Below are 19,999 nucleotides of genomic sequence, written 5' to 3' on the forward strand. Positions count from 1 at the left end.
GGCAGATGCAGCAGTGGCAAGCACTTGATGGCCAATCGCCGGCAAAACACGCCCGTAAGTAGCACTACAACATGTCATTTTGCTGACACGATTTCCCACGGCTGGTCTATACCCCTTCTGACAGTCTCAATTCTGAATTCTCCACCGTCTTACGAGGCACGCCAATATGGACGTGAGCGTATTTGGTACGGGCTACGTTGGCCTGATACAAGCAGCGGCACTGGCCGATGTCGGACATCGTGTTTTGTGTGTCGACATTGATCCAAACAAGATCAAACAACTGCAGCAAGCGGTACCGCCGATCAGTGAACCGGGCCTGTCCGGCACACTGGAAGAGAACATCAAAGCCGGTCGATTGCTGTTCACCACCCAAGCCAGCGACGCGGTCGAGCATGGCGAGCTGATCTTCATTGCAGTCGGTACACCGGCCGATGAAGACGGTTCCGCCGACCTCAGTCACGTGCTCAACGTCGCCCGGCAGATCGCCAACCACATGGAGGCGGACCGCACGCTGATCATCAAGTCCACCGTGCCGGTTGGCACCGCAGACCAGGTGGCTGCCACCGCCAACGAAGAACTGCAACGCCGCGGCAAATCCCTCAAAGTGCGGGTGGTTTCCAACCCGGAATTTCTCAAGGAAGGCAGTGCACTCGCCGATTGCATGCGCCCCGACCGGATCATCGTTGGCACCGATGACGATCAGGCCCGCGACCAGTTGGCCGAACTCTACGCGCCCTTCTGCCGCAACCGCGAAAAACTGATGTTCATGGACAACCGCAGTGCCGAGCTGACCAAGTATGCGGCGAACGCGATGCTGGCCACGCGCATCAGCTTCATGAACGAGCTGGCCAACCTCGCCGAATTGCTCGGCGCCGACATCGAAGCGGTGCGCAAGGGCATTGGTTCGGACCCGCGCATCGGCTACCACTTCATCTACCCCGGTTGCGGCTTCGGCGGTTCGTGCTTCCCCAAGGATCTGCGCGCCCTGCTGCACACCGCCGAACACAACGGCATGCCGCTGCGGTTGCTGCGCAGCGTGACCGATGTCAACGACAGTCAGCGCCACATCCTCTTCGGCAAACTCAAAGCGCAGTTCCCTGAAGGATTGGCCGGCAAGTCCATTGCGATCTGGGGCCTGGCGTTCAAACCCAACACCGATGACATGCGCGAAGCGCCCAGCCGCTACCTGATGGAGGCGCTGTGGGCCGAAGGCGCGAGCGTGCAGGCCTACGACCCGGAAGCCATGTCCGAATGCCGGCGCATTTACGGCTACCGCAACGACCTGCACCTGTGCGCGACCCGCGACGACACCCTGGAAGACGCCGACGCGTTGGTGATCTGCACCGAGTGGAAAAACTTTCGCGTGGTCGACTTCGACCTGCTGGCCGGCAAGCTGCGCTCGAAGGTCATCGTCGACGGCCGCAACCTCTACAACCCAGAACACGTAGCAGCGGCGGGCTTGCATTACAGCGGCATCGGCCTGCGCCACATTGCTCCCGAGGCTTTGCAACCATGAAGATTCTTGTCACCGGAGCCGCTGGCTTCATTGGTGCCCACTGTGTGTTGCGGTTATTGCGCGACGGGTACGAGGTCATTGGCCTGGATAACTTCAATAGTTACTACGACCCGCAGCTCAAACACGATCGGGTGAATTGGGTGCGGGAGCAGGTCGGCCCCTTCCAGCTCGCTACGCTTGACCTGGCCGACGCGTCGGCCATCGCAACCCTGTTTGCCGAAGAGAAACCCGAGGTGGTCATCCACCTCGCGGCTCAGGCCGGGGTGCGCTACTCGCTGGAAAATCCACGGGCCTATGTCGACAGCAACCTGAGCGGTTTCCTCAATATTCTCGAGAGCTGCCGCAATCACCCGGTCAAGCACCTGATCTACGCCTCCTCGAGCTCGGTGTACGGCGCCAACCAGACCACCCCTTATTCGGTGAAAGACGGCGTCAATCACCCGCTGTCCCTCTACGCGGCGACCAAAAAAGCCAACGAGCTGATGGCGCACAGTTACGCCCACCTGTTCAACATCCCCTGCACCGGGTTGCGCTTTTTTACCGTGTACGGGCCGTGGGGCCGGCCGGACATGTCACCCATCCAGTTTGCCCGGGCAATCGCCGAAGGCACGCCGCTGAAGCTGTTCAACTACGGCGAGCACCAGCGCGACTTCACCTACATCGACGACATCATCGAGAGCATCGCTCGCCTGATCGACCTGCCGCCGCACGCCGCACCTGAATGGAATCGCGAGCAGCCCGATCCATCCAGCAGCATGGCCCCGTGGCGGATCTACAACATCGGCGGTCAGCACCCGGTGGAACTCAAGGAATACCTGGCGCTGCTGGAAAAACACCTTGGACAAAAAGCCGTGGTCGAGTTGCTGCCCATGCAACCCGGCGATGTGCTCAACACCTGCGCCGATGCCAGCGACCTGGCCCAGGCGACCGGTTTCCAGCCCGGTATAGCGCTGGATGAGGGGCTTGGGCGTTTTATCGCCTGGTACCGCTCGTACTACCCACTGCTATCGCCAACGCGCCGCTAGCGGCTGAACCCAGGCGGAGGAACCCATGACTGGACATGAACAAGGTGTACCGCTCCAACAGCTGCGCCGCGACAAGCGCCTGGACCCCGAGCACAGAATGCGCCTGGATACGGCGATCCACAGGCAGGGTCGAGGCTGGATGACCGGTCGCGACGGCGGCCGCCCGTGGACACTGTCGCGCACCAATCGGGTGTTGGCGTGCCTGGGCGCCATGCTGATCCTGCTGCTGATTTCCCCGTTGTTGCTGGGCCTGGCACTGGCGATCAAATCCAGCAGCCCGGGGCCTGTGATGTTTGTGCAAAAACGCACTGGCTACCGCGGCCGCAAGTTCGGCATGTACAAATTTCGCACCATGGTCGTGAACGCCGAAGAGCTCAAGGAGTCCTTGCGCCACCTCAACAAGCATGGCGCCGACGCCATCGACTTCAAGATCGACAAGGATCCGCGCATCACCCCCATCGGCGGGTTTCTGCGACGCAGCAGCCTCGACGAATTACCGAACCTGATCAATGTAGTGATAGGCGATATGCGTCTGGTCGGCCCGCGGCCGACCTCGTTCACCAGCTATCGCTACAAGGACAATCATCTGGCTCGTCTGAGCATCTACCCCGGCATGACCGGCCTGTGGCAGATCTCCGGGCGCAGCAATATCGACTTCGACCAGCGCGTTGAGTTGGACCTCAACTACATCGCCGAGCAGAGTTTGCTGCTTGATCTGAAGATCCTGTTGAAAACCCCCTTCAAAGTATTCAGCGGCCACGGAGCGAGTTAAATGGACGGTTCATCAGCCAAAAGCCTCACCATCGCAAACCCGAGCGAGTCCAATTTGACTTCGACTGTGCTCGATCAAGATCTGCGGATCCTGTTCCTGACCGCCGCCAATCCCGGCGCGGGCACCACCACCAGCGCCCTGGCACTGGCGAGCCAACTGGCGCAAATGAGCAGCGGCGAGGTGCTGCTGGTCGACGCCAGCCATTCGACGACCAACCTTTCGCAACTACTCGGGTTGACCAAGGAGCGCGGTTTGCGCGACCTGCTGTTCAACACGCAAAACCCGCCGCTGTTGCAGGACTGTGTGGTGAACGTCTCGAGTCTGCCGTTTCACGTCATGCCCAACGGCCGCTTTGTGCCCGGCACCGAGCACCTGACACCGGAACGCCTGAGCCCGTTGCTCGACCAGCTGGGCAGCCAGTACCGCTTTGTTGTGATCGACGGCGACGCGGTGTACTCGGCCGCCGACACCCTGGTTATCAGCACTCAGGTGGACGGCGTGATTCTGGTGGTGCGCTCTGAAGACACTCGCTGGGAAGTCGCGCAGGCTGCGGCTCTGCGCCTGACCCAGGCCGGCGCGAAACTGGTGGGCAGCGTGTTCAACCGACGCAAGTACTACATGCCTAAATGGCTTTACAACAACCTGTAAGCCACTGCAAAAGGATGACGCCATGAACGCCAAAATGCTTGTCCTGCTGTTGCTGCCGCTTGCGGGTTGCACCAGCACGTCTGAAACGCAAAACATGCCGGTGAATATCCTCACCGCCGCGCCGGCCAACGCCCAGGCCACCGACATGCCCCGGGTCGAACAGACCCTGCGGCCACAGGATGTGCTGGACGTGATCTTCCGCATCAGCACCAGCGGTTCGGATGCCTACCGCGTGCAGTCCGGTGACCAGATCGGCCTGAACTTCACTGCGGCCAGTCAGCTCAACGGCAGCCAACTGGTACTGCCCGACGGCACCATCGAGCTGCCCGGCGCCAACACGTCAGTGAAAATCGCCGGGCTGACCAGCGAAGAAGCGCGCCAGGAAATCCAGCGCGTCTATCAACGCAAGCAGCTGTTCCAGCCTAACCGCAACCAACTGTCGGTGCAGGTCATCAGCCCGCTGAGCAATGAGGCCAACCTCAAAAGCGCGTTGAACCACCCCGGCACCGGCATGAGCCGCGAGATCACCGTGGGCACCGACGGTTATGCGAGTTTTCCGGAAATCGGCTCCGTGCCGCTACAGGGCATGACCGTCAATCAGCTGGAAACCTTCCTCAACAAACGCTATGCCGAACTGCCCGGACGGATGACCGTCGATGTGCTGCTCAAGTCCACCGCCGGTAATGAAATCTTCGTGCTCGGCGAAGTTGCCCAACCCGGCTCCTATCCGATCCGTCGCCCGGTCTCGGTACTTGAAGCCTTGACCCTGGCCCGTGGCACCAACATCAAGGCCAGGCTCGATTCGGTGGTGATCATGCGCCGTAACGGCAACCAGGTTCAGGCACGGCGCTACGACGTTGAAAAAGCGCTGTCGGGCGATGCCTCGCAAATCGCCTACCTGCAGCCGGACGACATGCTGTACGTGCCCAAGACCAGACTGGCCAGCGCCGGTGAACTCGCCCGACAACTGGCGGACGTGGTGTTGTTCCAGGGTGTGGGCCTCAGCTTCGGCTATCGCCTCGACGACAAAGACAGTGACAGCAACTAACTCTCAGGTGAATCGACATGAATCCAAAGGAAAACTACCTGCATGAGTTCTTCAGGATCTTCTTCGCCAACAAACAGTTGGTGAAGCGAGTCTTCCTGGTCTTTGCAGTGATCGCGCTGGTCTTGCCGCTCATGCTCAAGCAGAGCTTCGATATCACCGCCCAGGTGATCGTGCAGTCCAAAAAACTTTCACAGGGTGACGCCACCACGTCCCTCAATCAGGAGAACGCCTCGTTCATTCCACCGTCCCTGGCGGACATGGAAACCGAGAGCAATATTCTCCGCTCCCCGGCCCTGATTCGGCAGACCGTCAGTGACTTGCGCGAGCAGGGCGAATACACACCGCCGCCGAGCGTGTTCAATAAACTGGTGACTGAGCCGTTCAAACGCTATGTGGTCAATCCACTGCGGGCGAAGGTGATCAATCCGATGCGCGATACACTAGGGCTCGAGACCGATCCGGTGCGCGACACCACGCTGGACTCGCTCACCGCTCAGGCCATCGACAGCCTGAAAATCGAGACGCTGCCAGGCTCCAACGTGATCTCCGTCGTTTACAGCTTTGGCGATCCGGCGCAAGGCACCAAGTTCGTCGCCGCCCTGCTGCAGAACTACCTGGCCAGCCGTCAGGCCCTGCAATCGATCGACCTGCCGCAGAGTTTCTACGAAACCAAGAAGATGCAATACCAGGTGCGTCTTGACGGCCTGGAAGGCAATCGTCTGGGGTTGCTCGAAGGCGTGGGCTCGTCCGATCCGAAGGAAGAAATCACCTTCCGTCTCAATGCGATCAACACCGAGGAGCAAGCGCTCAACCTGTACCGCGATCGCCTGCTGCAAAGCCAACGCTGGCTGGAGTACCTGAAAACCAGCCTGGCCGCCGCCAAAGACTCCAAACTCAACGATTACACCTTCCCCTACACTTTCACCACCACCGTGGACAACGTCGCCTTCGAAGATCGCGAGATCAAACAGATGGGCGAGGCGCTGACCACCCAGGTGAGTCGCTACATGAATGACCTGGCGATTTTCCAGCCGGGCAGTGAACCGATGCTGCTGACCCGCGAGCAAATTGCCCGCACCCGTCAGCAATTCCTGAAAGTGGTGAGCAACCGGATTCAGGAACGCACCAATGACATCGCTATCGTCAGTTCGGTGATCGAGCAGAAAACCGCCCGCATTGCCGAGTTCAAGGAGCGCATCCACCAGCTGCAAGTGGCGCAAAGCAAACTGCGCCAGATGGACACCGAGATCGACGCGCTGCACGCGGCTTTCTCCACCTATGCCCAGCGTTTTGCCGAAAGCAGCAGCGCCCGCTCGCTGGACAGTGACCTGTCTAACGCGCGCGTGCTCAGCCCGCCGTACGAACCGACCGAAGCCGCGTTTCCGAAACCGATGCTGATCATTCCGTTCGGGTTGTTGGCCGGCCTGTTATTGGCCATCGCGTTGGTCTATGTGCGTGAGTTCTTCGATCATCGCTTCAAGCACCCTGCGCAAATCAGCCATGAGCTGGGCCTGCCCGTGCTGCTGGTGATCAACGAGCAACACGTGCTGCCAACCAACCCGCACAGAAGCATCTCCATGCGTGGCTTTGCGCACTGGGTGCGCAATTGAACGCGCCGCTCAGCGCCACCCGTCACACCAGCGCCCTGCCGATCATTCATTTGCTCAGCAGCGGCGGCTTCTATGGGGCTGAGCGGATGCTGCTGGACCATTGCCTGGCCACGCCGGGGCAGCACCAGGTGCTGTTTCTCGATGCGCCGCCAGACCTGATCGCGAGGTTTCGCGACGCCTCGGTGGACTGTCGGAGCTGCGCCGGGCTGGGGCAATTGCTGGGGCATTTGCGTCAGCGGCGCGCTGAAAAGCCGCTGATCAATACGCACAATTTCAAAGGTCTGTTGTTTGGCTGGGTGGGCGCCACGTTATGGCGCCTGCCGCTGGTGATTACGCAGCACGGGTTCACACCGCGCAGTCGCAAGCAAAAATTTTACACCTGGCTGAGTTTGCAGCTGTGCCGCACTGCCTCGGTCAATCGGGTTGTCTGCGTTGCCGAAAGCATCGCGGCGCTGCACCGCAAAGCCAGCGTGCGCGCGGACAAGTTGCAGGTGATCCCGAATGGTTTACCGGCGGCCAACGGACCGTCCGCACACACGGCTGAAAAGCCGCGCTGGCTGGCCGGTTACGTCGGACGCCTGAGCAGCGAGAAAGGCCCCGACCTGTTTCTCGATGCACTGATTGCGCTGTGCCTGCAACACCCGCACCTGGACGCCGTGATGCTCGGCGACGGTCCGGAGCGCGAGCGCTTGCTGGCGCGCATTCAAGCCGCAGGTTTGCAGGCGCGCATCACGCTGCCGGGGTATCAGGCCGACATGAGTGTGTGGTGGCGCCAACTCGATGCGCTGGTGATCAGCTCGCGCACTGAGGGCACACCGATGATTCTGCTGGAAGCCATGCAAGCCGGGGTGCCCGTGGTGGCCTTCAGCGTCGGCGGCATTCCTGATGTGCTGGAACACCGGCACAACGGGCTGCTGGCGACACCCGCCGACAGCACCGCCCTCGCCCTGCAGATCGGCACGTTGCTGACGGACCCGGCGCTGGCTGACGAGCTGATCGACAACGCAAGACGTACGCAACTGGATCGCTACGACCTCAAGGCCCTCGCCGAACGCTGGTCGCAGCTTTATGTCCGTACTGCACGGGAGGCTCGCGTGTGATATTTCCACTCTCGATCGTCAGTTTGCTCGCCCTGGTCTGCCTTGGTTTGCTGGCCAGCCCTTATCCGTTTCTGGCACCGGCCGCGGTGCTGGGCCTCGTCGGTGTCTCGCTGCTGTACCGAAAACCCACGTGGGGGTTGCTCGGGATTGCGGTGCTGGTGCCGTTCGAAGGCTTCTTCAAGGAAAACGCTTTTTCCGGCACCAAGTTCATCGGCGTGTCACTGGCCGTGATCCTGATGCTGCAACTGGCCATCCACCAGATTCCCTCGGAGCGCCTGCGCAGCAACATCTGGCGCTACCTCGTGTGGTTCATCGCCTTGTACATGCTCAGCCTGCTGCTCACCGACAACCTCGGCATGTCAATGAGTCACCTGCGCGAAATCAGCGTCGGCCTGATTCTGTTTGTGATCACTCTGTTGATCGGTCGCGAACTGAACATGGACCTGTTTGCCCGGTTGGTGACGCTCAGCGTGACCGCGACGTGTGCGCTGGCGATGTTTTCCGCCAAATACCAGGATCAGGGACGCGCCTCCGGCCTGCTCGAAGACCCGAACGGCTTTGCCATGCTCATCGCGTTCGCAGTGCCGCTGGCCCTGTGGCTGGTGATCAGCAGTCCGAAACTGTTGCATCGGTTGTTCTGGGCCACCTGCTTCATTCTGCTGCTGGGCGGCATGACCAAGACCGAATCGCGCTCCGGGCTGGTGGTGCTGTTTCTGAGCCTGATGATTGGCGTCTGGCACTACCGCACCGAGCTGGCACGCATCCGGCCCCGGCACCTGGGCTTTGCCATGCTGGGCGCGGTGATCGTGATTCCGCTGGCGATCTATGCGATGCCGGCCGGTTATGTGGAGCGCATCAAATCCTTGAGTATTCTGAGCGCCGGCGCGCGCAGTCAGGACGCTTCGCTGGGGCGTCGCGCCTCCTACCTCGTGGTTGGCAGCGAGATGATCCGCGAAAACCCGTTACTCGGCACGGGTCCCGGAACCTTCCCTCTGCACTACGCCGCCACCGGTTACGCCAAGGCCTTCTCGGCCAATCGCAAGATCGGCGACCTGTACCGGCGCGCGCACAACACCTACCTGGAAATCTTCAGTGAACTGGGCATCCCCGCCGGGCTGATGTTCGTCGGCATGCTTGGCCTGGGCCTGTACAACCTGATCCGCGCGCGGGCTGCCTGGCTGCTGCGACGTAACGGCGCGCAGGCGGATCTGTTGACCCACTTGAGCATGAGTTTTCTGTCACTGACGCTGTTCCTGATGTTCCTCAGTGCGCCGAACCAGAAGTACGTGTGGATCATGCTCGCCTTGACCAGCGTGCTGCGTATGAAAGCCGAAGAAAGTCCGTTGCCGGAGGCCAAGGCATGAGTCAAATCAGTATTGTCATCCCGATGTACAACGAAGCGCGCCACATTGGCCGCACGCTACTCGCTGCGCAGAAAGCCGCCCACGCCGCCAATCTCGAATGCGAGTTGATCGTGGTCGACAACGGCTCCATTGATCAAGGCCCACAGATTGCCCGCCAGTTCGGCGCGCAGGTGCTGGTCGAGCCGGGTGCGCTGATCGGCGCGCTACGCAATCGCGGTACGGCAATTGCCACGGGGGAATGGCTGGCGTTCATCGACGCCGACGTGGAAATGCCGGAAGACTGGCTGCGGCAATTGATCGAACTGGAAAGCGCCGGCCAGGCGGATGTCTTCGGCCTCGATCTGCACACCCCGGCCCAGGCGCCGTGGTACGCCACGGCCTGGCAACGACGCACGTTGCGCCCGTCCACCCACGCAGTACGCAAGGTCGACTGGCTGCCCAGCTGCAATCTGTTGATGCGCCGCGGCTGGTTCGACAAGGTCGGCGGTTTCGACGAACGCCTGCGCACCGGCGAGGACAAGGATTTCACGCTGCGCCAGCACCAGGCCGGCGCGCAAATATTGGCGATCAATCAAAGCGTCGCCCTGCATTGGGGTTACGAGGCCAACTGGCGCGAATGGGTGGGCAAGGAACTGTGGCGTCAGGGCAGCCATCTGCAATTGCTGCGCAACAACGGTGTCAGTCTGCGACTGCTGCGCTTTCCACTGTTATCGCTCGCAGCCTGGCTGCTGGACTTCCTGGCGGTATCGGCGCTGATGGGCGGTTTCGCTCATCACGCACTGCTGATGCTCCTGCTCTCCACCGTGCCGGCCCTGGTGATGAGCGTGCGTCAGAGCCACAAGCACCGCAACCTCGGCCTGACCCTGCAACTCTGGGGTTTGCATTGGGTGCGACTGCATCTGGCCGGCGCCGCGTTTATCCTGAGTATGTGTCGCTGGACTGCCAGGAGGCCTGCCCGTGGCTGAATTCATTTTCTGGACGTGCCTGTTGCTCCCTGCCTACGCCTACGTCGGCTATCCATTGCTGCTGACCGTGCTGGCGCCGCTGTTTCCGGCGCGGCGCATCACACCGCCGGGGCCGATGAATATCAGTATCGTGATTGCCGCGCACAACGAGGCGCGTCACATCGAACACAAGTTGCGCACCCTGCTCGCACAGGATTATCAGCCGGCCTCGCTGCAGATCATTCTGGCCAGCGACGGTTCGACCGACGACACCGTGGCGTGCGCGCGCCGGGTGGTTGATCCACGCATCACGGTGCTCGACCTGCCGCGTCATGGCAAAGCCGCCACGCTTAACGCCGGCGCAGCGCTGAGCACCGGAGACATTCTGGTGTTCACTGACGCCGACAACCAATGGTCGCGCGACACCCTCGGACATTTGCTCGCGCCCTTCGCCGACCCTGACGTCGGTGCGTGCGCCGGGCACATGGTGATCCCGGTGACGGGCGGTGGTCTGAGTGTCGGCGATAGTCTTTATCGGCATTACGAAGGCTGGCTGCGCAGTGTCGAAAACCGCACCGGATGCATGGTCTCCGCCGACGGTGCGTTGCTGGCCCTGCGCCGCGAGTTGTTCCAGAACATCCCGGCGGAGGTCAACGACGATTTTTTCATCAGTACCTGCGCGCCCGTGGCGCATAAACAGATCGCCTACGTGCCCGAGGCGCAGGTCATCGACCACGGTGTTGACGAGGCCGACAAGCAATGGCGTCGGCGTCAGCGCGTCACCGTCGGCGGCCTGCAAAGCCTGGCCCATCGCAGTGAACTGCTCAACCCGATGAAACACGGCCTCTATTCGATTGCGCTGATCAGCCACAAGCTGATTCGCCGACTGGCGCCGATCCTGCTGGTGCCGTTGCTGCTGAGCAATTTCTGGCTGTGGCAAGAACACGGTTTTTATCGCCTGAGCCTGATCGCGCAACTGTTCGGCTATGCGGTGGCCATTGCCGGCCTGATGGATTCAAAACACCGCTTGCCCAAACCCTTTCGCCTCGCCGCGTTTTTTCTGGTGACCCTCGCCGGGATGAGTATCGGTCTGTGGCAGTTCCTGCGTGGCCAGCGCTACGCACAATGGAATCCGGAACAGAATCGTTGAAAAAAAGGAAGTGCCATGGCGATCAGACAATTGTTAAAACGCACCAGTGGCTGGCTGTACCTCAACTCCCCGGTAGGGCGCAATCAGTTGCACGGCGCCGGGGTGATCCTGATGCTACACCGGGTGCTGGCCGACGATAATGCCGCCGACCTGCCCCACCGCAATGAATTGTGCGTCGGGCCGGAGGCCTTCGAGCACTTGTTGATCTGGCTCAAACGCCACTTCGATTGCGTACCGCTGATGGACATTCTGCAACCCGGCACGCTGCGCTCGCAGCGGCCGAAAGTCGCGCTGACGTTCGACGACGGCTGGCGCGACAACGCCCTGAATGCCTTCCCGCTGCTGCAAAAATACCAGGTGCCGGCGAGCATCTTTCTCTCCACCGATTTCATTGGCAGTCGGCAGCGGTTCTGGTGGGAAAGCATCGGCGAAACGCTGTGGGGCAGCCATGGCGAGAAGGCCCGCGCGCACATCATCAGTCGCCTGAACATGGCCGGACGGCCGGTGCCGGCACAGCTCGCAGAAGGCGATGTGCAGCGCCGCAGTCTGGGCCTTCTGCAGTTTCTGCAAACCCTGAAAACCCTCGCCCCGCACGACCTCGGTCGCCTGACCGATGACTGCCCGCAAGAATCGATGCCACAAGCGCTGGACTGGCATCAGGTGCGGTCGCTGGAAGCCTCCGGTCTGGTGCGTTTCGGCCCGCATGGCGCCAGTCACGCGATCCTCACCGGCCTTGATGATCAACGTCTGGACGAGGAGTTGAGGCGCAGCCGCGACGCTCTTCTGAACAGCTGCAATCGGCCGCTGCCGGTCTACTGCTACCCCAACGGCGACAACGACGCGCGCGTACGCCAACACGTGGCGCAACACGATTATGCGTTTGGCCTGGGCACCGGCACCGGCATCTACCGGGGTGCCGAAGACCCGCTGGCGTTGCCGCGTTTTGGCGTCAGCCAGCGCACCGCGCGTAACCCGCAATTGTTGTCGTGGCGTATTTTTCGCGGGGCACGGCCATGAGCCGCAGCAACTACCTCAAACACTTGGCCATGAGCATGGGCACCAAGCTGGCGATGATCGCTTTGCGCTTGCTGCGCAACGTGTTACTGGCGCGGATCCTCGGGCCGAGCGAACGCGGTCTGTTTGCGCTGCTCAGCATCCTGCCCGACCTGATCAGCGCCGCCACCAGCGGCGGGCTCAATTCGGCGGTCGGTTTCCAGGCGGCCAAGCAGCGGCCGATGGGGTTGTTGCTCAGTCAGGTGCTGGTCTTCGGTTGCCTGCTGGCGGGTTTGCTGACGCTGCTGGTGGTGGCGCTGACCCGCGAGTTCGGCGCCGAACTCGACATCACCACGCAACTGGGGCTGCTGGCCTGGCTGTTGCTGTTGGCGGTGCCGTTGACCGTGCTCAAAAGTGGTTTGCTGACGTTGCACAATGCCTCTGGCGGGATCATGGCGTTCAACGTCCTGCGCCTGATCGAGTCACTGGCGCCCTTGCTGTTGTTTCTCGCCCTGTTCTGGATGTGGAAAGACGCGGCGCTTGAAGCGGCACTGATCAGTTGGCTGGCGGGCATCAGCCTGGTCGTGCTGACGGGCTGGTTCTGGCTCAAGCGCGCGCAACCGCTGAAGCTGCAATGGGACCGCGCCAGCCAGAACGAACTGCTGCGTTTCAGCGCCCGCAGTCATCCCGATCTGCTCTTCCAGCAAGTGATCTTGCGCTCCGATTACCTGTTCATCGGCGCCCTGCTTGGCAGTACCGCGCTGGGTCATTACGCCATGGCCAGCGCCGCTGCGGAATTGCTGCTGATCGTCCCCGAAGCGGTGACCACGCCGCTGATGAAGCGTCTGCTGCAGCAGGATGAAGGCATGGACAAAGTCACACCGCTGGCACTGCGCCTGACCGCGACGGTGATGCTCGGCGCTTGCCTGACCATGGCGGTGATCGGCGAATGGCTGATCGTCACGCTGTTCGGTGTCGCCTATCAACCGGCCTACCCGGCGTTGCTCGCGCTGCTGCCGGGCCTTCTGGGCCTGTGCTACGCGAGCATCCTGCGCCTGGACTTGCTGGGCAAGAATCGCCCCGGCACGATCTCGCTGCTGATGGGCCTGGGCGCCCTGCTCAACCTCGCGCTCAACCTGGTGCTGATCCCGATGTACGGCATTGTCGGCGCAGCAGCCGCGTCGTCCATCTCGTATCTTGCGGTGACGGTCGCGTTGCTGGTGATGTATTGCCGATTGAGTGGCGTGCCGGTCTGGCAAACCCTGATCATCCTGCCCAGCGACTTCAGCCCCATGTTGCAAATGCTACAGCGCAAGTCGGCATGAAACGCCTGATCCTGTTATTGACCCTGGGCATCGTCATGATCCCTCATCGCATGGTTTGCCGCGCAAGCATCTGGCTGCACGGTAGCCACTCCATCCACGGTCAACACCGTCAGGAGCCAGTCACATGAGTGTTTTTTTGAAAAAACTCCGCGAGCGCATCCGGCACAAAGGCTGGCGCGCCACCGCCGCCAAAGGCTGGCAACGTTACGTCTATTTTCATTGGGAATTGTTATGGATGGAGCGCGATCTGGTCACACCGGTCCCGCCGCATAAACTGCGACCCTACCCGCCGCTGAAAGTCGTCAGCATCACCCCGGAAAACGCCGTGGCGTTCACCCGTTATTTTGGTGACCGCGTAGACACCATGGCCGAGCTTGCCCGTGAAGGCTTCACCGGTCAGATGCACGTCGACGACGCCGGTGACGCAGTGGCATTCATCTGGGGCGCGGCCCGCGACTATCACGACAAGCACTATTACGGCTGCAGCTTCCCGGTGAAAGCCGGCGAATTCTTCGAGTTCGGCGGCGAACTGAGCCGGGCTTACTGGGGCACCCGATTGTCGATGGACCTGCAGACCAGACTGTGGGAAGCCATGCAGGCACAGGGCTGCAACAAGGTGGTGGATGTGTGCGATTCACGCAATATTCCGGCGCTGAAATTGCACATCCGCACCGGCTATACAGAACAGGGACGGGTGATGAACGTGTACGGGTTGTTTGGCCGTTGGCGTTTTTACCGGGAAACCCGTTACAGCGGTTCGCGTCTCGATGCCCTGCGCAAACCGCAACGTTCAACCATTACAGAACCGGTGACTTGAGCTTATGGCAGCGCGATTCGAATGGCGCACTTCGCTGTGCGCAGCAGATTTCCCCGCAGCGGCCCATGAAGCGCTGCGCCTGCGAGTGATGGACCACACGCCGTTCAACGCGCTGGCCTGGATGTGCGCGTCCGAACAGGCACTGACCGGCGCGCATCGTTTGCACGTGCTGCTCGGCTGGCAGGGTACCGAACTGGTGTTTTGCCTGCCGCTGGTCGCCTCGGTCGAGCGTATCGGCAGGTTGCCGTTTCGGGTTCTGCATCACCTTGGCTACCCGCTGACCGATCGGCTCGCATTGCTTGCTCGCGTGGATGCCGACGACATGCGCAAGGCCCTGATCGAGATTCGCCGGCGGTTGCCGCATGCCCTGCTGCAACTCAACGAGTTGTCCGAGCCGATTGGCGCTGAAAGCGCGTTGACCGAATGGATGGCCCACAGCTCAACCGGCGAACGGCGCCTCAGTTGCCGGGTGCCGGTGCACCTGATCAGCGACGCCGACCGCCAGGAAGTTTCCGGTGCCCCGCGCTACAAACTGCGCCGGGCGCGCAAACGGATCGCGGCCTGCGGTGCCGTGATCCGCCGTATCACACCTGATGCGTCGAGCATGGGGCCGTTGCTGCAAGCCATCAGTGAAGTCGAGGCGGTGAGCTGGAAAGGCGACGAAGGCGTGGGGATTTTCTCCGATGAACGTCATCGGCAATGGATGGACCGCGCCTTCACCGCCCTCGCCGCGCAAGGGCTGGTGCGCGTGGTGGTGCTGGAACTGGACGGCCGTTGCATCAGTTATCGACTGGGTTTGCTGGAACAGGGTCGGCTGTACGATTACAACCTGGCGTTCCTGCCGCAATACGCTGACCTGGGCAGCGGCCGGGTGCTGCTGGAAGAATGGATTCGCTGGGGGCTGGACGACAATTGGCGCTGGATCGATGCGTCGCGGGTCAGTCTGGAAAATTCCAGCCATCAGCTGCATGAACGCATGAGCGGCCAACTCGAGCACTGGCGCTGGAGTTTCTATTCCTGGCGCCCCAGCGGCCTGGCACTCGGATTGGCCCTGCGCAGTTGGCAGCGATGCAGACCCTGGCTGTACAAATGGCGCTCCAAACGGGCTGCAAACGTGACGGTGCCCGCGGCGCCGTTGCCGACCGCCAAAGTTGCCGCACACACCGAACCTCAAAGGGAGAGCGAACATGCCACGCCAAGTCATAGTCAACGCTGATGACTTCGGTCTCAGCCCGTGCGAGAACGCGGTGATATTGGGTGCGTTCCAGGCCGGTGTCATCAGTTCTGCCACGGCGATGGCGAACATGCCAGCGTTCGAAGCGGCGTGCGCCATGGCCCGACACCCGCTGCTTGAAGGGCGGATCGGCCTGCATTTCAACCTCACCTATGGCCGTCCTTTGAGCCAGAGCATTCTCGCCCGCCCTAATTTTTGCGACAGCGCCGGAGTCTTCGACCTCAACCTGCCGCGCCACCGTTTGCGGCTCGATCGTCAGGACCGCAATGCCGTACTGGAAGAACTCGAAGCGCAGTGGCAACGCTGCCTCGACAACGGCGTACGGCCCAGCCATCTGGATTCCCATCAGCACGTGCACAACATTTGGCCGATCGGTGAAATCGTCGCCCGCTTCGCCGCACGTCAGGGCGTCGCCGTACGGCTGGCGCGCAACGTGGGGCAAAACCTGAACCTGCCCAAGCGGGTTTTCAAGGCACTGCTCAACCGTCGTTTGCGCAGGCTCGCAGGCACGACGGCGGATTACGTCTGCACGCCCGTGGGCTTGCGCGACGGTGACGTGCCCACCGATGGCGTGCTGGAAATTGTCGCCCACCCGACCCGGCTCGGCGCCGATTTCGGCGACGCCTACCTGTCCCCACAGGAATCGTTGAAAGCCCTGCTGAGCCAGCGATTGCTGGGCGTCCCACGCGTCTCCTATGGCGTCCTCAACGAGGATTCGCGTGGGCCTGGCGCGTCGCTGGAGCGACCTGCATAAGTTGCATCATATTCAAAGCTGGCGCTTTGATGAGTTCCACCGCGTGATCCATACCCAACAAGAGCGTCCCCACCACACCTTGCTCCGTCTTTGGAGAGCATCATGAAAGTCATCGACAAGCTTCGCGCACAAATCAAACAAAAAGGCCTGAGCCGCACGTTCCGCACACTGTGGAGGCGTTATGTTTTTTTCCATTGGGAGTTGTTGTGGATGGAGCGTGACCTGGTCAGCCCGGTGGCGCCGCACAAACTGCGCCCTTATCCACCCGTGCGAATGGCGGTGATCACCACGGAAAACACCTGCGCCTTCGCCAAACATTTTGGCGACCGCGTCGGCACCATGGCCGAACTCGCCGCGGACGGGCACACGGGGCACATGTACCTTGATGATGAAGGCCATGCCATCGGGTTCATCTGGGCCAGCACCCGTAACTACCACGACCGCCACTATTACGGTTGCTGGTTCCCGATCAATCCCGGCGAGTTTTTCGAATTCGGCGGTGAAATGATCCGCGCCTATTTCGGCACCAGCCTGTCGGTGGACGTTCAGGTCGCCCTGTGGGAAACCATGGCCGCCAAGGGCTGCAACAAGGTGGTGGACGTGGTCGAAACCCACAACATCCCGGCGATGAAGCTGCACATTCGCATGGGCTATCAGGAGCAAGGCCGAGTGACTCACGTCTACGGTCTGTTTGGCTCCTGGCGGTTCTACCGGGAGACTCGCTATACCGGCTCGCGCCTCGACCCGCTGCGCAAAACGGGCCGGCCGATGATGACCGGGGCGGCGAGTGCATGAAGGCTGACTGAAGGCCACTCTCTGTGCCGGGGCAACGCAAACCGGAACGCCGCACCGCTCGCTCCTACCAGGATTTTTCCCGGCGATTTGCAGGAAGCAAGTCGCCGCAAAACCTGTAGGAGCCGAGCTTGCTCGCGAAAGGGCATTAACGTCTATAACGTTAAGTCATACGATCTCCTCGCAACAATTTCCAGGTGAACTGGAGACCTGCCCGGCTACACAACCCAGCATTATCGTGGCTTTAAAACTGGCTCGCCCTTGCCCACCCATTCCAATTCCGGTAAAACTCGAGCAGTTGTACGATGACATAATAAAAACACGAAGCCATCCTGGGAGATGGCACGTACCCTTCTCGAGAACCTGCCATGACCCGCCCCGCCCTCGCTTCATCCACCCCAACGCCTTTTCCCCGTCACATCGCCGTGCTCATTTTGTTGTGCATGGGCTGTGCTTTCGCCGGCAACCACGTGGCAGCCCGAGTCGCCTTCGATGATGGCGCCGGAGTGTTGCTGGCGATCCTGATGCGCTCGGGCGGGACCTTGCTGGTGCTCGCCGCGCTGGTGCTGTGGCAACGACAAAGTTTGCGCTTGCCGGCGGGTGCCTGGCGCTGGCAACTGCTGTTGGGTTTGCTGATTACCGCGCAAAGCTTGTGTCTTTATTCCGCTGTCGCGCGGGTGCCAGTCGCCCTGGCGCTGCTGGTGGCCAACGTCTTCCCGATCCTGCTGGCGCTGCTCACCTGGGCGCTGGGCGGGCCACGGCCGACGGCGCGCACGGCCGCATTAATGGGGCTGATTCTGGTAGGGCTGGTATTTGTGCTCGACGTGCCGGGGCGCCTCTCGGCCAATGCCAGCGTTGGCCCGCAATGGTTGCTCGGCGTGGCCCTGGCGTTTTGCGCCGCTACGGTCTTCGCCTGCGCGCTATGGATCACCGATCACAAGTTGTCTCAAGTGCGCGGTTCGGTGCGCAGCCTGCTGACCATTTTCATCGTCTTCAGCAGCGTCAACCTCGCCGGTTTGACCGGCGCCCTGCCCGGCGGCCTCAACCTGCCGGCGACGTCCACAGGCTGGCTGGCCCTCGCGACGCTGGTGGTGCTGTATGGCACGGGTTTCATCGTACTGTTCATTTCCGTGCCACGTCTGGACATGCCACGCAATGCGCCGGTGATGAACATCGAACCGCTGGCGACCCTGCTGATGGGCTGGATTGTGCTGGATCAGATGCTAAGCGCGGGACAGGTCCTGGGCGGCGTGATTGTCGTGACGGGCATCGTGCTGTTGACCTACCGCAAGGCCGTGACAAAGGTTGAGGCGAAAACTGCGGTTTGAGAACAAGCAGGTCAGCGGGGTTTGACGACCACCAACAGATCCGTGAAATGCTCGACCTTGATCGGCAGGTTATCCGCCAGTGTCGCCAACGCCGCATCGGTATCGTCGAGGCGGAACACCCCCGACACCCTCAACGCCTGCAGCGCTTGTTCGTCATAACGCACCAGGCCGTGGCGGTACCTGGCCAGCGCTTGCAGTACTTCGCTGAGTGGTCGGTCGTCGACTTTCAGCAAGCCGCGGGTCCAGGCGTCCGGGTCGGCGGTGCCGATGGCGCGCGGTGCCTGCACCCTGCCCTCTTTCAACAGGGTTTGCTCGCCCGCCCTGACGTTAACCGCTTCGGCCCCATCCGCTTTGGCGGCAACGACCGATTCGAGCACGCTGACCATCGTGGAGCCGTCCGCTTCGCGCTTGACCAGATAACGGGTGCCAAGCGCCGTTGCGGTGCCTTGGTCGGTGCGTACGACGAAAGGTCGCTGGGCGTCCTTGGCCACTTCCACCCACAACTCCCCGGCCAACAACTCGATCACCCGTTGCTGCCCGTCGAATTTCACGTCCAGCGCCGACTGGCTGTTGAGTTGCAGATGGCTGCCGTCCGACAACGTCAACTCGCGCCGCTCGCCCATGCCGGTGCGCTGATCGGCCATCCAGATCGGCAGGTTGTCGACACCGACCCAGCCACACACCAGCACCCCCAGCAGCGCCAACGCCTGAGTTGCACGACTTGAGGCGAATCGACCCGGTCGCGCGAAAGCCTGTTTCAACGCAACCCGTGCTGGGGCGACCGGCAGTTCATCGAGGCTGGTCCACAAGCTGCACATGCGCTCAACGGCAACCGCATGCCGTGGATCGGCTGCGCACCAGGCATCGAATGTTGCGCGCTCGGCGTTACCGATGGAGTCGTCATGCAGCAACGTCAGCCAGCGCGCCGCTTCGGTAATCATCTGCTCGGTCGGTGGCGTCACGATGGCTGATCCGCCCCGTACAAGGTGTTGTAACAATGAACCAGTGCCGCCGCGACGTAGTTTTTCACCGTGCTGGCCGATACCTTCAATTCCAGTGCAATCTGGCTGTAGGTCAGGCCATCAAGCCGACTCAGCAGAAACGCCTCGCGGGTTTTGGTCGGTAATCCAGCGAGCATCACGGCGATTTTTTCCAGCGCCTCAAGAGCGACATGAATCGCCTCGGGGTCCGGCATGCCGGCATCACTCGCCTGAATCGCCAACGCCTCAAGATACGCCTGCTCGATCCGCCGGCGTCGGGCGCCATCGATCAGCAAACGCCCGGCCATGGTCGCCAGAAACGCCCGAGGCTCCTTGATGGTGTGCGGTTCAGTCAATGTGAGTACGCGGATGAACGCGTCCTGGGCCAGATCGGCGGCCCGTTGCGAACAGCCGAGTTTCTTCCGCAGCCAGCCATGCAACCAGGGATGATGATCGCTGTAGAGCTGGGTGAATGTCCGATGACGGTTCACCAGATCGTCATTAGCCACGGAAAAGTCGCGCATACGAAAAAATTTCTCAAATAAGAAAGATTACCAGTAGCGACAACATGACAGCAAATCCGCGGCAGAGCAAGCCGA

The 19,999-nt window shown here is 61.5% G+C and carries 20 protein-coding genes; 18 read left to right on the forward strand and 2 right to left on the reverse strand.

From position 1 onward, the window contains the following. Positions 1-166: 166 nt before the first annotated feature. The 18 genes from ACYZT1_RS15075 to ACYZT1_RS15160 all read left to right on the forward strand — a co-directional run bounded on the left by ACYZT1_RS15075 (position 167) and on the right by ACYZT1_RS15160 (position 18,420). Positions 167-1,516, forward strand: coding sequence for a UDP-glucose dehydrogenase family protein (locus tag ACYZT1_RS15075; RefSeq protein ID WP_462015507.1), 1,350 nt, complete (start codon positions 167-169; stop codon positions 1,514-1,516). Then, complete coding sequence (locus tag ACYZT1_RS15080) at positions 1,513-2,541, forward strand: NAD-dependent epimerase (RefSeq protein WP_462015508.1); 1,029 nt, start codon at positions 1,513-1,515, stop codon at positions 2,539-2,541. Before ACYZT1_RS15075 ends, ACYZT1_RS15080 begins: the two co-directional genes overlap by 4 nt. Before the next feature lie 25 nt (positions 2,542-2,566). After that, positions 2,567-3,313, forward strand: a complete 747-nt coding sequence (locus tag ACYZT1_RS15085) for a sugar transferase (RefSeq protein WP_462015509.1) — start codon at positions 2,567-2,569, stop codon at positions 3,311-3,313. Next, complete coding sequence (locus ACYZT1_RS15090) at positions 3,314-3,961, forward strand: CpsD/CapB family tyrosine-protein kinase (protein ID WP_462015510.1); 648 nt, start codon at positions 3,314-3,316, stop codon at positions 3,959-3,961. Positions 3,962-3,983: 22 nt separating this feature from the next. Further along, positions 3,984-5,009: a polysaccharide biosynthesis/export family protein gene (locus ACYZT1_RS15095; protein ID WP_462015511.1), complete on the forward strand. Its 1,026-nt coding sequence runs from the start codon at positions 3,984-3,986 to the stop codon at positions 5,007-5,009. Between the two features lie 17 nt (positions 5,010-5,026). Beyond that, positions 5,027-6,619, forward strand: a complete 1,593-nt coding sequence (locus tag ACYZT1_RS15100) for a GumC family protein (RefSeq protein ID WP_462015512.1) — start codon at positions 5,027-5,029, stop codon at positions 6,617-6,619. Then, entirely contained in the window at positions 6,616-7,719 is a 1,104-nt protein-coding gene (locus tag ACYZT1_RS15105) for a glycosyltransferase family 4 protein (protein WP_462015513.1), read from the forward strand. Before ACYZT1_RS15100 ends, ACYZT1_RS15105 begins: the two co-directional genes overlap by 4 nt. Then, complete coding sequence (locus tag ACYZT1_RS15110; protein WP_462015514.1) at positions 7,716-9,083, forward strand: O-antigen ligase family protein; 1,368 nt, start codon at positions 7,716-7,718, stop codon at positions 9,081-9,083. Before ACYZT1_RS15105 ends, ACYZT1_RS15110 begins: the two co-directional genes overlap by 4 nt. Next, positions 9,080-10,048, forward strand: coding sequence for a glycosyltransferase (locus ACYZT1_RS15115; protein ID WP_462015515.1), 969 nt, complete (start codon positions 9,080-9,082; stop codon positions 10,046-10,048). Before ACYZT1_RS15110 ends, ACYZT1_RS15115 begins: the two co-directional genes overlap by 4 nt. Further along, positions 10,041-11,177 (forward strand): glycosyltransferase family 2 protein, encoded by a 1,137-nt coding sequence (locus tag ACYZT1_RS15120; RefSeq protein ID WP_462015516.1) that lies wholly within the window; start codon positions 10,041-10,043, stop codon positions 11,175-11,177. The genes ACYZT1_RS15115 and ACYZT1_RS15120 overlap by 8 nt, the downstream gene beginning before the upstream one ends. 15 nt (positions 11,178-11,192) lie before the next feature. After that, positions 11,193-12,194: a polysaccharide deacetylase family protein gene (locus tag ACYZT1_RS15125; protein ID WP_462015517.1), complete on the forward strand. Its 1,002-nt coding sequence runs from the start codon at positions 11,193-11,195 to the stop codon at positions 12,192-12,194. Next, complete coding sequence (locus ACYZT1_RS15130) at positions 12,191-13,495, forward strand: lipopolysaccharide biosynthesis protein (RefSeq protein ID WP_462015518.1); 1,305 nt, start codon at positions 12,191-12,193, stop codon at positions 13,493-13,495. Before ACYZT1_RS15125 ends, ACYZT1_RS15130 begins: the two co-directional genes overlap by 4 nt. Beyond that, positions 13,492-13,623, forward strand: a complete 132-nt coding sequence (locus ACYZT1_RS15135) for a hypothetical protein (protein ID WP_462015519.1) — start codon at positions 13,492-13,494, stop codon at positions 13,621-13,623. The genes ACYZT1_RS15130 and ACYZT1_RS15135 overlap by 4 nt, the downstream gene beginning before the upstream one ends. Beyond that, positions 13,620-14,312: an N-acetyltransferase gene (locus ACYZT1_RS15140; RefSeq protein WP_462015520.1), complete on the forward strand. Its 693-nt coding sequence runs from the start codon at positions 13,620-13,622 to the stop codon at positions 14,310-14,312. The genes ACYZT1_RS15135 and ACYZT1_RS15140 overlap by 4 nt, the downstream gene beginning before the upstream one ends. 4 nt (positions 14,313-14,316) lie before the next feature. After that, complete coding sequence (locus ACYZT1_RS15145) at positions 14,317-15,528, forward strand: GNAT family N-acetyltransferase (protein ID WP_462015521.1); 1,212 nt, start codon at positions 14,317-14,319, stop codon at positions 15,526-15,528. Next, entirely contained in the window at positions 15,500-16,300 is an 801-nt protein-coding gene (locus tag ACYZT1_RS15150; protein WP_462015522.1) for a carbohydrate deacetylase, read from the forward strand. Before ACYZT1_RS15145 ends, ACYZT1_RS15150 begins: the two co-directional genes overlap by 29 nt. 102 nt (positions 16,301-16,402) lie before the next feature. Continuing rightward, positions 16,403-17,095, forward strand: coding sequence for an N-acetyltransferase (locus ACYZT1_RS15155; protein WP_462015523.1), 693 nt, complete (start codon positions 16,403-16,405; stop codon positions 17,093-17,095). A gap of 365 nt (positions 17,096-17,460) precedes the next feature. After that, positions 17,461-18,420, forward strand: a complete 960-nt coding sequence (locus ACYZT1_RS15160; RefSeq protein ID WP_462015524.1) for an EamA family transporter — start codon at positions 17,461-17,463, stop codon at positions 18,418-18,420. A gap of 11 nt (positions 18,421-18,431) precedes the next feature. Here the strand turns inward: ACYZT1_RS15160 and ACYZT1_RS15165 are convergent, their stop codons facing one another. Together ACYZT1_RS15165 and ACYZT1_RS15170 are read right to left on the reverse strand one after the other, a co-directional pair. Further along, entirely contained in the window at positions 18,432-19,361 is a 930-nt protein-coding gene (locus tag ACYZT1_RS15165) for a FecR family protein (RefSeq protein WP_462019255.1), read from the reverse strand. A 17-nt stretch (positions 19,362-19,378) separates the two neighbouring features. After that, positions 19,379-19,924 carry a sigma-70 family RNA polymerase sigma factor gene (locus ACYZT1_RS15170; RefSeq protein WP_462015525.1) on the reverse strand — a complete coding sequence of 182 codons (546 nt, stop codon included), beginning with the start codon at positions 19,922-19,924 and terminating at the stop codon, positions 19,379-19,381. Between the last annotated feature and the right edge of the window lie 75 nt (positions 19,925-19,999).

Source organism: Pseudomonas sp. PB3P13 (genome assembly GCF_054897735.1).

Bases quoted from the DNA above. Each gene is read 5' to 3' on its own strand.
- ACYZT1_RS15115 (WP_462015515.1), top strand. From the start codon at position 9,080: ATGAGTCAAATCAGTATTGTCATCCCGATGTACAACGAAGCGCGCCAC.
- ACYZT1_RS15100 (WP_462015512.1), top strand. From the start codon at position 5,027: ATGAATCCAAAGGAAAACTACCTGCATGAGTTCTTCAGGATCTTCTTC.
- ACYZT1_RS15085 (WP_462015509.1), top strand. From the start codon at position 2,567: ATGACTGGACATGAACAAGGTGTACCGCTCCAACAGCTGCGCCGCGAC.
- ACYZT1_RS15140 (WP_462015520.1), top strand. From the start codon at position 13,620: ATGAGTGTTTTTTTGAAAAAACTCCGCGAGCGCATCCGGCACAAAGGC.
- ACYZT1_RS15170 (WP_462015525.1), bottom strand. From the start codon at position 19,924: ATGCGCGACTTTTCCGTGGCTAATGACGATCTGGTGAACCGTCATCGG.
- ACYZT1_RS15080 (WP_462015508.1), top strand. From the start codon at position 1,513: ATGAAGATTCTTGTCACCGGAGCCGCTGGCTTCATTGGTGCCCACTGT.
- ACYZT1_RS15165 (WP_462019255.1), bottom strand. From the start codon at position 19,361: ATGATTACCGAAGCGGCGCGCTGGCTGACGTTGCTGCATGACGACTCC.
- ACYZT1_RS15150 (WP_462015522.1), top strand. From the start codon at position 15,500: ATGCCACGCCAAGTCATAGTCAACGCTGATGACTTCGGTCTCAGCCCG.
- ACYZT1_RS15145 (WP_462015521.1), top strand. From the start codon at position 14,317: ATGGCAGCGCGATTCGAATGGCGCACTTCGCTGTGCGCAGCAGATTTC.
- ACYZT1_RS15095 (WP_462015511.1), top strand. From the start codon at position 3,984: ATGAACGCCAAAATGCTTGTCCTGCTGTTGCTGCCGCTTGCGGGTTGC.
- ACYZT1_RS15160 (WP_462015524.1), top strand. From the start codon at position 17,461: ATGACCCGCCCCGCCCTCGCTTCATCCACCCCAACGCCTTTTCCCCGT.
- ACYZT1_RS15130 (WP_462015518.1), top strand. From the start codon at position 12,191: ATGAGCCGCAGCAACTACCTCAAACACTTGGCCATGAGCATGGGCACC.
- ACYZT1_RS15155 (WP_462015523.1), top strand. From the start codon at position 16,403: ATGAAAGTCATCGACAAGCTTCGCGCACAAATCAAACAAAAAGGCCTG.
- ACYZT1_RS15135 (WP_462015519.1), top strand. From the start codon at position 13,492: ATGAAACGCCTGATCCTGTTATTGACCCTGGGCATCGTCATGATCCCT.
- ACYZT1_RS15090 (WP_462015510.1), top strand. From the start codon at position 3,314: ATGGACGGTTCATCAGCCAAAAGCCTCACCATCGCAAACCCGAGCGAG.
- ACYZT1_RS15075 (WP_462015507.1), top strand. From the start codon at position 167: ATGGACGTGAGCGTATTTGGTACGGGCTACGTTGGCCTGATACAAGCA.
- ACYZT1_RS15125 (WP_462015517.1), top strand. From the start codon at position 11,193: ATGGCGATCAGACAATTGTTAAAACGCACCAGTGGCTGGCTGTACCTC.